The following is a 13,178-nucleotide window of genomic DNA, read 5'->3' as shown; positions in this document are numbered from 1 at the left end:
GGTACAACGTGGTGAAGCATGTGGGCCTCTCTGTGTGAGGAGCCTTGACCATGACAGTTCCACTCGACCGGCAGTACGTGGTGGAATTGCACGCCTCTCCGGAGCGCGTTTCGCAGATACGGCGCATCGTCGCCGCACACCTTCGGCACTGGAAACTCGAACTGCAGGTCCGGCCCGTCTGCACGGGCATCGACGAACTTCTGACCAATGTCCACCGTCATGTCGGCGACGACAACACCTGTGTGCTCGAACTCCGCTGGACCGGCCGCCATCTCACGGCGTCGGTCGAGGACAACGGCCCGCGCCTGCCCCGGCTGCGCTCCGCCGGCGGGGGAGGACTCGCCCGCGTCGCCGCGCTGAGCGACAGCTGGGGCACCTGCGCCACCGCCGGCGGCAAAGTCATCTGGTTCACCCGTGGCGTCGAGACTCCCCAGAGCGTCCCCCGGGTGCCCCGGATCCCCCTCACCGGGACCGACGCCGCGCAGAAGCAGCCCGTCCGCGCCCCTGACTCCGTACCGGCCCTTGTATGACGTCGAAGCGCCGCACACCGGGTGGGCTTTCGCCCACCTTCCGGTGTGCGGCGCTCTCGACAGCTGTACGGGGCCGCGACAGCTGTACGGGGCTCAGCCCAGCTCGTCCTCGTCCGAGAGAACGAGATGCACCGCGGCTTCCTCCGCCGACGCGGCGGCGCCGTCGATGCCGACATCGCTCGCGATCATGTCCTTCTCGGCGTCCTCGTGGGCTCCTTCGTCCGGAGCCACCAGCCGGCCCGAGCGGTCGTCGCCGACCTCGTTGTCCAGCGTCTCGCCCTCGCCGTACGGCAGGTCACCGATGCCGTCCCCGATGGGGACTTCCTGGTCAGGTACCTCCTCCGCGAGCCGCTGGTCCAGGGATTCGCCCTCGCGCTGCTCGTTGGCCGTCGTCCCGGTGTGCTCCACGGCCAAGGGGCGCTCAGGAGGGGACCAGCCCTCGTCGAAGGGGTCGGCGCCCCGGTCGATGAGCGTGTCCTCGGGGTCGAGGATGCCCTCGTCCTCGGTGACCTCGGCGTCGTCGGGCTGGTAGACCTCGTCGCCCATTGCCTCGTCGCCCCTCGTCTCGCTGCTGTCGCCGCTCACGTCGTACTCCTCGCTTCGTGCGGTCCGGCCGCCGGGCGTTGTCGCGGGCGTCGAAGTGCCGGTACCCCTCCGAAGCCCCGGCAAGCGGCGGTGTGTGGGAGACGATCCAGGATCGGGGCGGTGCTGCGTGGACTCCCTGCCCGGGGGCGGTTCATCCGCTCTGTCCACCCTCCCACCAATCACAGTCGTGTCAAACCGCAGGTGAACCCCCCTGTCACCGGGCGTAGGGGTGCGCCGCGGGGCGCCCGCGGTGTTTGTCGCCGCTGTCGGCGGGCACGTGGTCAGTCCGTCCGTACGACCCGAAATGTCACCGTCCGGAGTCGAACGTGAGCCGAGAACGCATTGTCATCGTCGGGGCCGGATTCGCCGGTTACCAGGCCGCCCGCACCCTCTCGAGGCGCGTGCGGGACGCGGCCGAGATCATCCTGCTGAATCCCACCGACTACTTCCTCTACCTCCCGCTCCTGCCCCAGGTGGCGGCGGGCATCCTGGAGCCACGCCGAGTGACGGTCTCCCTCCCCGGGACGCTGCCGCGGGTGCGCCTGGTCCTGGGCGAGGCGCACCATGTCGACCTGGAGTCGCGGCGCGTCAGCTACACCGGCCCGGAGGGCGAACGGGGTGAGCTGACGTACGACCGGCTCGTCCTCGCCGTGGGCAGTGTCAACAAACTGCTGCCGATCCCCGGGGTGGCTGAGTACGCGCACGGCTTCCGGGGGCTGCCGGAGGCGCTCTATCTGCGGGACCACGTCACCCGTCAGATCGAACTCGCGGCCACCGCCGACGACCCCGGGGAATGCGCCGCCCGCTCCACCTTCGTCGTGGTCGGCGCCGGCTACACCGGGACCGAAGTCGCGGCCCAGGGTAAACTTTTCACCGACGCACTGGTCCGTAAGCAGCGGGCCTGGAAGCAGGGGCGGCGGCCACGCTGGCTGCTCCTCGACATCGCTCCCCGCGTCCTGCCCGAGCTGGACCGCAGGCTGTCCCACACCGCGGACCGGGTGCTGCGCGCACGAGGCGTGGAGGTCAGGACCGGCACCTCCGTCAAGGAGGCGGGACGGACCGGGATCACGCTGGACGACGGCGAGTTCGTCGAGACCCACAGCCTCGTCTGGTGTGTGGGCGTCCGGCCCGATCCGCTGGTCTCCGAGCTCGGTCTGCCCGTCGAGCGGGGCCGGCTGCTGGTCGACCCGCAGCTCAACGTGCCGGGCCACCCGGAGGTGTTCGCGTGCGGTGACGCCGCCGCCGTACCGGATCTCACCAGGCCGGGGAAGTTCACCCCGATGACGGCCCAGCACGCGGGACGCCAGGGCAAGGTGGCGGGCCGCAATGTGGCCGCCTCCCTCGGCTACGGGGAGCGGGAAACCTACAAACACAATGACCTGGGATTCGTCGTGGACCTCGGCGGTGTCAAGGCGGCGGCCAACCCGCTCGGGGTGCCGCTGTCGGGACCGCTCGCGGGCGCCGTCACACGCGGCTACCACCTGGCGGCCATGCCGGGAAACCGGGTACGGGTCGCCGCCGACTGGATGCTCGACGCGATTCTGCCGCGGCAGGCCGTACAGCTCGGTCTGGTCCGTTCCTGGACGGTGCCGCTCGAATCGTCGTCCCCCGAACTCGCGAGGGTTCCCGGCGCACCCGGCAAGGAGTGACATGAACAGCGAACAACTGACAGAACTGGCACAGCAGTTGAGGGTCGACTCCGTGCGGGTCGCGGACACGGCGGGGTCGGGCCATCCGACCTCCTCGATGTCCGCCGCCGATCTCATGGCGGACCTGCTCGCCAACCATCTGCGCTACGACTTCGACCGGCCCGATGATCCGGGCAACGACCGGCTGATCTTCTCCAAGGGACATGCCTCGCCCCTGCTGTACTCCATGTATCTGGCGGCGGGCGCGATCGACGAGAAGGAATTCCTCACCTACCGCACGCTCGGCAGCCGGCTCGAAGGCCATCCGACACCGCGGCTCCCGTGGGTCGACGTCGCCACAGGATCGCTCGGCCAGGGGCTGCCCGTGGGGGTCGGTATGGCGCTCGCCGGCCAGCGGCTCGGGCCTGCCCCGTACCGCGTATGGGTGCTGTCCGGCGACAGCGAGATGGCCGAGGGCTCCATCTGGGAGGCGATCGAGCACGCCGGCGACCAGCATCTGGACTCGCTGACCCTCGTCATCGACGTCAACCGCCTCGGCCAGCGCGGACCCACCCGCCATCAGCGGGACCTGGACGCGTACGGCCGCAGGCTGCGCGCTTTCGACTGGCACACCGTCGAGATCGACGGCCATGACATGGACGCCGTCGACGCCGCCTTCAACGAGGCCCGGTCGACGGCCGGCAGGCCCACCGCGATCATCGCGGGCACCCGCAAGGGGCGCGGCGTCGCCTCCGTCGAGGACCGCGAGGGCATGCACGGCAAGCCGCTGCCCGACGCGGAGAGCGCCATCGAGGAGCTGGGCGGGCGGCGGTCGATCCGCGTACGGGTGGCGAAGCCCGCCGAGCTCGACACCCCGGCGCGCGGCGGCGGACGGGTCGCCACCATCGAACTGCCGCGCTACGACGTGGGCGACTCGGTGGCCACCCGTGACGCGTACGGCGCGGCGCTCGCGGCCCTCGGCACGGCGCGCGGCGATGTCGTCGTGCTGGACGGCGAGGTCAGCGACTCCACCCGTACCGAGGCGTTCGCCAAGGAACATCCCGAGCGGTTCTTCGAGTGCTACATCGCGGAACAGCAGATGGTGGCGGCCGCCGTCGGCATGCAGGCGATGGGCCATGTCCCGTACGCGTCGACCTTCGCGGCCTTCCTGACCCGCGCGCACGACTTCATACGGATGGCGGCGGTCAGCCGGGCCTCGGTCAACCTCGTGGGCTCGCACGCGGGTGTCGCGATCGGCCAGGACGGTCCGTCCCAGATGGGTCTGGAGGACCTCGCCATGTTCCGTGCGGTGCACGGCAGTACGGTGCTGCACCCCTGCGACGCCAATCAGACGGCGTCGCTCGTGGCGACGATGCACGAGCTGTCGGGCGTCCGCTATCTGCGCACGCTCCGGGGGAAGACGCCGGTCATCTACGGCCCCGACGAGCAGTTCCCGGTCGGCGGGAGCAAGGTGCTGCGCCACTCGGACGCGGACCGGGCGACGCTGATCGCGGCCGGTACGACGGTCCATGAGTGTCTTGAGGCGGCGGATCTGCTGGCCCAGGAGGGGATCGCCGTCCGGGTCGTCGACCTCTACTCGGTCAAGCCGGCCGACGAGCGCACGCTCCAGGCCGCGGCGTCCGACACCGACTGTCTGGTCACGGTGGAGGACCATCACCCGCAGGGCGGCATCGGGGACGCGGTGGCCGAGGTGTTCTCGGACGGCCGCCCCGCGCCGAAGCGGCTCGTACGGCTGGCTGTGGGGAACATGCCGGGCTCGGCGACGCCGGAGGAGGAACTCCGGGCGTCGGGCATCGACGCGGAGTCGATCGCGGCGGGGCTGCGGCTGCTGGTGGCACAGGTCATCCGCTGACGCACCAGAGGTACGCATCGACTCATGCATCGGACGCGTCCGATGGCCGAGGGGCGGGTGGCCGGGCATCGCGCCCAGGCTCCCGCCCCTCGGGTCGAAACGAGACAACTCCTCGATGACCGGGGCGCCCGCCGTTTCGGAGCGAGTCATCGGGTACCCGAAGGAAGAGCGCCCGCGATCGTGGGCGTACATCGCAAGACCGAGCGGAAAACCGAGCGGAAAAGGAGTCCGGCATGAGTAGGGACATCGGCCCGCGGCCCACACCGGCCGCACCGGCCGTGGCGGGAAGGTCCGCCGAGCGGGAAGGGCGGATACGCACCTGCGTCCCGGCCCGCGCCACCCGGCGCGAGACGCTGTGGAGAGACGGCCGGGAGCGGCAGGAGACGGCAGACCAGGACTGGAACGTGGTGCGGGGAGAGGACTGAATGACTGTGCGGCTGACGACAGCCCAACTGGACACCCAACTGGACATCGGCCATGACGCGGACACCTGGGAGTGGCTGCGGCAGGCGGCCTGCGCCGACGCCGACCCGGAGCTGTTCTTCCCCGTGGGGGAGTCGGGGCCCGCCGCCGAGCAGGCGGAGCGCGCCAAGGAGGTGTGCCACAGCTGCCCGGTGGAACGGCAGTGCCTCGAATGGGCGCTGGACACCGGCCGTACCTCCGGAGTGTGGGGCGGTACGGACGAGGAGGAGCGCCGGCGGCTACGGCGCAGGGCGGACCGGCGCCGCGGCGCGCAGGGTTCCCCGGCACGCGCCCGCCAGTCCTCCGCGCCCGGTCGGTCGCGGCGCCCCTGAATCGTGACGTCACCCGGCTCCGTCTGCCGGGCGCGCGGCTCCCGTGTTGCGCGTGCGGGCAGGTCACGGAAGGGTCGGACTGTCGAATCGAGGAGGAATCGCCCATGCCCATCGCGACGGTGAATCCCGCCAGCGGGGAGACGCTCAAGACCTTCGACGCGCTGGGAGCCGAGGAGATCGAGCGCCGGATCGCGGCGGCCGACAGCGCGTTCCGGCAGTACCGCACCACCGGCTTCGACGAGCGGGCGCGGCTGCTGAACCGCGCCGCCGACCTGCTGGAGGAGGACGGGCCGGAGATCGCCCGCACCATGACCACCGAGATGGGCAAGCCGGTCGCGGCCGCCCGCGCGGAGGCCGCGAAGTGCGCGAAGGCGATGCGGTGGTACGCCCAGCACGCCGAGGAGCTGCTGGCCGACGAGCACCCCTCGGACGCCGACGTGAAGGACTCCGGGGCGTCGCGGGCGCGTGTCCACTACCGCCCGCTGGGTGTGGTCCTCGCGGTGATGCCGTGGAACTTCCCGCTCTGGCAGGTCGTACGGTTCGCCGCCCCCGCGCTCATGGCCGGCAATGTCGGCCTGCTCAAGCATGCCTCGAACGTGCCGCAGACGGCGCTGTATCTGGAAGACCTCTTTCGCCGGGCCGGGTTCCCGGCCGGCTGCTTCCAGACCCTGCTGGTGGGATCCGGCGCGATCGAGGCCGTCCTGCGCGACCCGCGGGTGGCCGCCGCGACGCTCACCGGCAGCGAGCCGGCGGGCCGCTCGGTCGCCGCCATCGCGGGCGACGAGGTCAAGAGGACCGTCCTGGAACTGGGCGGCAGCGACCCGTATGTGGTGATGCCCTCGGCGGACATCGAGCGGGCGGCGAAGACCGCGGTGACGGCCCGGGTGCAGAACAACGGCCAGTCCTGCATCGCCGCCAAGCGCTTCATCGTGCACGAGGACGTCTATGACGCCTTCGCCGCGCGCTTCACCGCCGGGATGCGTGATCTGACCGTCGGCGACCCGCTGGACGAGTCCATCGACGTCGGGCCGCTCTCCAGCGAGCAGGGCCGCGCCGATCTGGAGGAGCTGGTCGAGGACGCGCTGAGCAAGGGAGCGACCGCGCTCTGCGGCGGACAGCGTCCCAAGGAGCACGAGCGTGGCTGGTTCTACGCTCCCACCGTGCTCGCCGATATCACCGACTCCATGCGGATCCACCGGGAAGAGACGTTCGGTCCGGTCGCCACGCTCTACCGGGTCTCCGGGCTGGACGAGGCGGTGGCGCTCGCCAACGACACGCCGTTCGGGCTGAGTTCCAACGTATGGACGCGCGACGAGGGGGACGTGCACCGCTTCGTACGTGACCTGGAGGCGGGCGGCATCTTCTTCAACGGCATGACGGCTTCGCATCCCGCCCTCCCCTTCGGCGGGGTGAAGCGCTCCGGTTACGGCCGTGAACTGGCGGCGCACGGCATCCGCGAGTTCTGCAATGTCACCACGGTGTGGCACGGCGCCGAGCCGGACGGCCAGGGATAGGGCCCGTCCGGGCCTACGGAGCCTACGGACCCGCAGGGAGATGAGCATGCGCGAGGCGACCACCGGAGCAGCGGCGGCCGGACTCACCGAGGGGGAGCTCGCCGCCCTCGACGCCCACTGGCGTGCCGCCAACTATCTGGCGGTCGGTCAGATCTATCTGATGGCCAACCCCTTGCTCCAGGAGCCGCTGGCGCCGGAGCACATCAAGCCCCGGCTGCTGGGCCACTGGGGGACCTCACCCGGTCTGAACCTCGTACACACCCATCTCAACCGGGTCATCAAGGCGCGGGAGATCGACGCGCTGTGCATCTGGGGCCCCGGCCACGGCGGTCCCGCCGTCCTCGCCAACTCCTGGCTGGAGGGCACGTACTCCGAGACGTATCCGGACGTGAGCCGGGACCGGGAAGGCATGGAGCGGCTGTTCAGGCAGTTCTCGTTCCCCGGCGGAGTGCCCAGCCATGTCGCCCCCGAGACCCCCGGGTCGATCCACGAGGGCGGCGAACTCGGCTACTCCCTCGCCCACGCCTACGGCGCCGCGCTGGACAATCCCGAGCTGCTGGTCACCTGCGTGATCGGTGACGGCGAGGCGGAGACAGGGCCGCTCGCCGCGTCCTGGCACTCGAACAAGTTCCTCGACCCGGTGCACGACGGCGCGGTCCTGCCGGTCCTCCATCTCAACGGCTACAAGATCGCCAACCCGGCGGTGCTCGCCCGGCTGCCGCAAGCCGAACTCGACTCGCTGCTGCGCGGCTACGGACACGAGCCCCTGCACGTCACCGGCGACGAGCCCCTGGCCGTCCACCGCGCCATGGCCGAGGCCATGGACCGCGCCCTGGACCGCATCGCCCAGATCCAGCACGACGCACGCGAGGGCCGGGTGACCGAGCGGCCGGACTGGCCCATGATCGTGCTGCGTACGCCCAAGGGCTGGACCGGCCCCCGCGAGGTCGACGGGGTGCCCGTCGAGGGAACCTGGCGTGCGCATCAGGTCCCGCTGAGCGGCGTACGGGACAACCCCGGCCATCTGCGCCAGCTGGAGACCTGGCTGCGCTCGTACGGCCCCGACGAACTGTTCGACGCGACGGGCGCGCCCCACCCCTCCGTACTCGAATGCGTCCCGGAGGGGACGCGCAGGCTGGGCGCCACCCCGCACGCCAACGGCGGTCTGCTGCTGCGGGATCTGCCGATCCCGCCGCTCGAACGCCACGCGGTGCGGGTCGACAAGCCCGGCACCGTGCTGCACGAGCCCACCCGGGTCCTCGGCTCCCTGCTGGAATCCATCATGGAAGCGACGGTGGGACGGCGGGACTTCCGGGTCGTCGGCCCCGACGAGACCGCCTCCAACCGCCTCGAAGCGCTCTACGAAGCCACCGGTAAGGCATGGCAGGCCGAAACCCTCGACACGGACGAGCATCTCGCGCGTGACGGACGCGTGATGGAAGTGCTCTCCGAGCATCTCTGCCAGGGCTGGCTGGAGGGCTATCTCCTCACCGGCCGCCATGGACTGTTCTCCAGCTACGAGGCGTTCGCCCATATCGTCGACTCCATGGTCAACCAGCACATCAAGTGGCTGAGGACCTCGCGCCGGCTGCCCTGGCGCCGCCCCATCGCCTCCCTCAACTACCTGCTGACCTCGCATGTCTGGCGTCAGGACCACAACGGTTTCTCCCACCAGGACCCGGGCTTCGTCGACCACGTCCTGAACAAGAGCCCCGAGGTCGTACGGGTCTATCTGCCGCCGGACGCCAACACCCTGCTGTCCGTAGCCGACCACGCGCTGCGCAGCCGCGACTACGTCAATGTGATCGTGGCCGGCAAGCAGCCCAGCCACGACTGGCTCACGCTCGACGAGGCCCGCGCCCACTGCGCCCGCGGCGTGGGCGCCTGGACATGGGCGGGTACCGAGGACGGCACACGGGAGCCGGACGTCGTACTGGCCTGCGCGGGTGACGTGCCCACCCTGGAGACCTTGGCCGCCGCCGATCTGCTGCGGCGGCATCTGCCGGAACTGGCCGTGCGGGTGGTCAATGTCGTCGACATGGCGCGGCTGTTGCCCCACGAGGAGCATCCGCACGGGATGACGGACTCCGAGTACGACTCCGTGTTCACCATCGACAAGCCGGTCATCTTCGCGTACCACGGCTATCCCTGGCTGATCCACCGCCTCGCCTATCGCCGGGCGGGGCATACGAATCTCCATGTCCACGGCTACAAGGAAGAGGGGACGACCACCACCCCGTTCGACATGGTCGTCCGCAATGACCTCGACCGCTACCGGCTGGTCATGGACGTGATCGACCGGGTGCCGGGACTGGGCGTCAGGGCCGTGGGGGTGCGCCAGGCGATGGCGGATGTACGCACCCGCCACCACGCCTGGATCCGCGAGTACGGCACGGACCTGCCGGAGGTGGCCGACTGGACCTGGTCCGGCTGAGGCGAACAGGGCGAACACGGGCAAGGAGAAGACCGGCGAGGAGGACGTGGGGACATGAGCGCGCGGAGCGTACGGGCCGGGCACCGGACCGTGGAGATCCACCGGCCGGAGAAAGTCCTCTTCCCCGAAGCCCGGGCCGGTCATGGGCCCGGCGCCGGCCTTACGAAGGCGGGCCTGATCGACTACTACCGGAGCGTCGCCCCCTTCATGCTGCCCGAACTCAAGGGCAGGCCGCTGATGCTGGAGCGGCACCCGGACGGACTCGGCGGCGCCCGCTTCATGCAGAAGAACACCCCGGACAGCTATCCCGGCTGGGTGCGCAGGGCCGAGCTCGCCAAGAAGGGCGGGACCGTCACCCACACCGTGTGCGACACCACCGCGACCCTGGTGTTCCTCGCCGATCAGGCGTGTCTCACCTTCCATCGCTGGCAGTCCCGTGCGGACCGGCCGGACTTCCCCGACCGGCTGGTCTTCGATCTCGACCCCGCCGAGGACGACTTCGAGCCCGTACGCCGGGCCGCGCGGCAGCTGGGGGAGCTGCTCGGCGAACTGCGGCTGCCGAGCGCCCTGTTGACGACGGGGTCCAGAGGGCTGCACGTGATCGTGCCGTTGGACGGCCGCGCCGGGTTCGACGAGGTACGCGCCTTCGCCGCCGACGTCGCACGGACCCTGGCGGCCCGCGACCCGGACCGGCTGACCACGGAGGTACGGACCGCCGCGCGCGGCGGCCGGCTCTACCTGGACATCCAGCGCAACGCCTACGCGCAGACGGCCGTGGCGCCCTTCTCCGTACGCGCCCGGGCGGAAGCCCCGGTCGCCACCCCGATCAGCTGGGACCAGCTGAAGGACCCCGACGTCACCGCCAGGCGCTGGACGGTGGCGAGCGTCCTGGACCAGGCGCGGACCCGCCCCTGGTCCGGGGTGCCGCACCGCGGACGGGCGCTCGGCCCGGCGCGCCGACGGCTCGCCGCCCTGCGGTAGGGCGGCGAGCCGGTCGTACTACGCCTGCGGAGGCCCGGTCGTCGGGAACTCCCCGGACAGCGCGGCGGCCATCCGCAGATGGGGCGCCGCCTCCGCGGCCCGGCCCTGGCGCTCCAGCGTGCGGCCCAGCATCAGCCGCGCGTACTGCTCCACCGGGTCACGCTCCACGACGATGCGGAGCTCGGCCTCCGCCTTCGCCAGCCGCGCCGAATGGTAGTAGGCGCGGGCGAGCAGCAGACGCGGGGCGACCTGCTCCGGGACCTCGTCCACCAGCCCGCCGAGGATGCGGGCGGCCGTGACGTACTCCTTGGCGTCGAAGAACAGCTGCGCGCGGTCCCAGCGCTCCGCGGCCGTTCCGAACTCGTAGTACGCGCTCTCCACGTGCCCTCCTTGTCCGCCATCTGCCTGCGGGCCGTCCTCGGATTCTCCGGGACCATGCCCTGCGTACGGTTCCAACAGCGCATGATGGTTGAACATTCCACTATCGTTCGGGTGCGGATCCCGCGTTCTGGTGTGGATCCCGCGCTCCGCCACGCGACTCAGGAATAGGTTGGGCACCATGAGCAATCTTGACCGTCAGGCATCTCTCGCCGTCTGCGGCGGCCGCGGCTTTGTCGTCGCCGAGCCGGTACGTGAGCTGCTGAGCCCACGCCGGGTCCAGCTGGGCGAGTCCACCGAGGTCCGCAGGCTGCTGCCCAACCTGGGCCGCCGCATGGTGGGCGCCTGGGCCTTTGTCGATCATTACGGCCCCGACGACATCGCCGGCGAGGCCGGCATGCAGGTACCGCCCCACCCGCACATGGGGCTCCAGACCGTCAGCTGGCTGCACGACGGCGAGGTACTGCACCGCGACAGCCTCGGCAGCCTCCAGACGGTCCGCCCGCGCGAGCTGGGGCTGATGACCTCGGGCCGGGCGATCTCCCACTCCGAGGAGAGCCCGCGCACGCACGCCCGCTTTCTGCACGGCGCCCAGCTCTGGGTCGCGCTCCCGGACGCCCACCGCGAGGTCCAGCCGCACTTCCAGCACCACGCCGATCTTCCCGTCGTCACCGCCCCCGGCCTGACCGCCACCGTCATCCTCGGCGCACTCGACGGCGCCGTCTCGCCCGGCACGACCTACAGCCCGCTCGTCGGCGCCGACCTGGCCCTCGCCCGCGGCAGCGAGGCCCGCCTCCCGCTGAACCCCGACTTCGAGTACGCCGTACTGGCGATGTCCGGCGAAGCCGAGGTCGACGGCGTACCCGTCCTCCCTGGCTCCATGCTCTACCTCGGCTGCGGCCGCACGGAACTCCCCCTGCGCGCCGACTCCGACGCGGGCCTGATGCTCCTCGGCGGCGAGCCCTTCGAGGAGGAGATCGTCATGTGGTGGAACTTCATCGGGCGGTCCAACGAGGATATCAAACAAGCTCGTTCGGACTGGATGTCCGGAACCCGCTTCGGTGCCGTGACGGGCTACGACGGCGCTCCGCTGCCCGCTCCTGAACTGCCCCCGGTGCCGCTGAAATCGCGTGGACGGGTGCGTTGAACTGGTGTTTTGCGCACAGACTGGAACGCTGTGGCTGGCGTCCGACCTCGGAGTGTCAGGCGGCCTGGAGGAGGGGCCGAGCGCTTTCCGAATCCGGCTCTGCAGGTGCGCCACGAGTCGAGGGTCTGGTCAACCGTAGTCACGTGTAGCCGGACCAATGCTGACTCAATGCTGACTTTCCTGACTACTCGTCAGCTGTGTCCTCTGCCGGCCTCTGCGCGACCGCTCCACGGTCGACGGGTCGGTCCGTTCGGGTTCTGCGACGTCTGTTGAGACCCGGCGAGGTGCTGGCGACGGTAGGTCGGGGCGAGACGAGGCACGTGGCGCGTACCCGGGCGGCTTTGCCGGCTACCTCCTGAGGCGCCCCGGAAACCCAGCCAAACCATTTCCCCCTACTACTTGCACAACCAGTGGCAGCGGATTTAAAGGGCGGGTGAGGTCGACGTCCCTGAGGGAATGGTCATCGAATTGCCTGACTCATGGCGTCCCGATCACCGATGTCGCCGAATGGATGGGACGCTCAAGCCTGGACATCACCTTCAAGATCTATAGGCATCTAATGCCTGGCTCGGTCAGCAAAGCTGCCAAGATTCTTCACGACCCAGTTCGCGGTCGGCGACGGACTCGAACTGGGGCCCTGGCTCGCGATCGTCCGGTGATTGAAAACATCAAAGGCCGGTCGAAGTCGGCTCCTTGCCGACGGGCCTGCAGGCGGCAAGGACCGTCTCCGAGATGAAGCGCGGGGCGTCTGCCTGATCCAGCCGTCCATTGGTCACGTCAGTCGCCGCGCCCTTGATGACGTGGTGCAGGACGCTGGCCAGCCAGTTCGCAGGGAGGTCTGCGCGGAAGACTCCTTCAGCCTGCCCTCGGCCAATCAGGTCGCCGACGCGCTGTGCCGGCTTGGCGTGGAGTACGCGCACCCGTTCGGCCGGCAGGATCGCCTGCGCCGCTTCGAGGACAGCGCTCGACTGGGCGATCAGTAGCCAGCTCGATTCGATCAGGGCCCGAAGCGCCTCCCGAGGGTCGCCCATGAGATCCAGTCGTCCCAGGACCTGGTCTCCTTCGGCGAGAAGTTGTTTCAGTGAGGCCTCGATCAGGGCATCCCGGGACGGGAAGTGCCCGTAAAGGGTCACCCGGCCCACCCCGGCAGCCTGTGCGATCTCGCTCACGCTCGCGTCCGGGTTCCGGCTCAGGCAGGCGACTGTCGCAGCAAGGATCTTCTCGACGTTGTACTGGGCATCGGCTCTACGTGCCGACTTGGTCACTGCGCGGGACATGCCACCCCTCAAGTTGAACAGCCGTGTATGAGTTACA

The 13,178-nt window shown here is 70.2% G+C and carries 12 protein-coding genes; 9 read left to right on the top strand and 3 right to left on the bottom strand.

Annotated elements, in window-relative coordinates; all coding sequences use genetic code 11:
• Positions 1 to 50: 50 nt before the first annotated feature.
• Positions 51 to 530, top strand: coding sequence for an ATP-binding protein (locus tag ACFVWW_RS03260; RefSeq protein ID WP_386875641.1), 480 nt, complete (start codon positions 51 to 53; stop codon positions 528 to 530).
• A gap of 93 nt (positions 531 to 623) precedes the next feature.
• On the opposite strand, the gene ACFVWW_RS03255 is transcribed toward ACFVWW_RS03260, so the two are convergent.
• Complete coding sequence (locus tag ACFVWW_RS03255; protein WP_386876713.1) at positions 624 to 1,076, bottom strand: DUF5709 domain-containing protein; 453 nt, start codon at positions 1,074 to 1,076, stop codon at positions 624 to 626.
• A 365-nt stretch (positions 1,077 to 1,441) separates the two neighbouring features.
• On the opposite strand from ACFVWW_RS03255, the gene ACFVWW_RS03250 reads away from it, so the two are divergent.
• The 7 genes from ACFVWW_RS03250 to ligD all read left to right on the top strand — a co-directional run bounded on the left by ACFVWW_RS03250 (position 1,442) and on the right by ligD (position 10,339).
• Positions 1,442 to 2,764 carry an NAD(P)/FAD-dependent oxidoreductase gene (locus tag ACFVWW_RS03250; protein WP_384187657.1) on the top strand — a complete coding sequence of 441 codons (1,323 nt, stop codon included), beginning with the start codon at positions 1,442 to 1,444 and terminating at the stop codon, positions 2,762 to 2,764.
• Position 2,765: 1 nt separating this feature from the next.
• On the top strand, positions 2,766 to 4,616 hold the full coding sequence (locus tag ACFVWW_RS03245) for a transketolase (protein WP_384187660.1): 1,851 nt from the start codon (positions 2,766 to 2,768) through the stop codon (positions 4,614 to 4,616).
• A gap of 233 nt (positions 4,617 to 4,849) precedes the next feature.
• The gene (locus tag ACFVWW_RS03240) at positions 4,850 to 5,041 is read left to right on the top strand and encodes a hypothetical protein (protein ID WP_384333429.1); all 192 of its coding nucleotides are present in this window, start codon (positions 4,850 to 4,852) and stop codon (positions 5,039 to 5,041) included.
• Positions 5,042 to 5,410 (top strand): WhiB family transcriptional regulator, encoded by a 369-nt coding sequence (locus ACFVWW_RS03235; RefSeq protein WP_384187665.1) that lies wholly within the window; start codon positions 5,042 to 5,044, stop codon positions 5,408 to 5,410.
• Positions 5,411 to 5,514: 104 nt separating this feature from the next.
• On the top strand, positions 5,515 to 6,924 hold the full coding sequence (locus ACFVWW_RS03230) for an NADP-dependent succinic semialdehyde dehydrogenase (RefSeq protein WP_386875638.1): 1,410 nt from the start codon (positions 5,515 to 5,517) through the stop codon (positions 6,922 to 6,924).
• Between the two features lie 46 nt (positions 6,925 to 6,970).
• The gene (locus ACFVWW_RS03225) at positions 6,971 to 9,358 is read left to right on the top strand and encodes a phosphoketolase (RefSeq protein WP_386875637.1); all 2,388 of its coding nucleotides are present in this window, start codon (positions 6,971 to 6,973) and stop codon (positions 9,356 to 9,358) included.
• Positions 9,359 to 9,412: 54 nt separating this feature from the next.
• Positions 9,413 to 10,339, top strand: a complete 927-nt coding sequence (gene ligD / locus ACFVWW_RS03220) for a non-homologous end-joining DNA ligase (RefSeq protein WP_386875635.1) — start codon at positions 9,413 to 9,415, stop codon at positions 10,337 to 10,339.
• A gap of 18 nt (positions 10,340 to 10,357) precedes the next feature.
• Here the strand turns inward: ligD and ACFVWW_RS03215 are convergent, their stop codons facing one another.
• Positions 10,358 to 10,720 (bottom strand): tetratricopeptide repeat protein, encoded by a 363-nt coding sequence (locus ACFVWW_RS03215; RefSeq protein WP_386875633.1) that lies wholly within the window; start codon positions 10,718 to 10,720, stop codon positions 10,358 to 10,360.
• Between the two features lie 178 nt (positions 10,721 to 10,898).
• Here ACFVWW_RS03215 and ACFVWW_RS03210 point away from each other — a divergent pair, with 178 nt between their 5' ends.
• Positions 10,899 to 11,864 (top strand): pirin family protein, encoded by a 966-nt coding sequence (locus ACFVWW_RS03210; RefSeq protein WP_386875631.1) that lies wholly within the window; start codon positions 10,899 to 10,901, stop codon positions 11,862 to 11,864.
• A 668-nt stretch (positions 11,865 to 12,532) separates the two neighbouring features.
• On the opposite strand, the gene ACFVWW_RS03205 is transcribed toward ACFVWW_RS03210, so the two are convergent.
• The gene (locus ACFVWW_RS03205; RefSeq protein WP_386875629.1) at positions 12,533 to 13,141 is read right to left on the bottom strand and encodes a TetR/AcrR family transcriptional regulator; all 609 of its coding nucleotides are present in this window, start codon (positions 13,139 to 13,141) and stop codon (positions 12,533 to 12,535) included.
• Positions 13,142 to 13,178 lie beyond the last annotated feature (37 nt).

It is taken from the genome of Streptomyces sp. NPDC058198 (assembly GCF_042882605.1).
GTDB lineage: Bacteria > Actinomycetota > Actinomycetes > Streptomycetales > Streptomycetaceae > Streptomyces.
The sequence above is the reverse complement of the archived record's forward strand: the minus strand, read 5'-3'. Positions and strand labels throughout refer to the sequence as shown.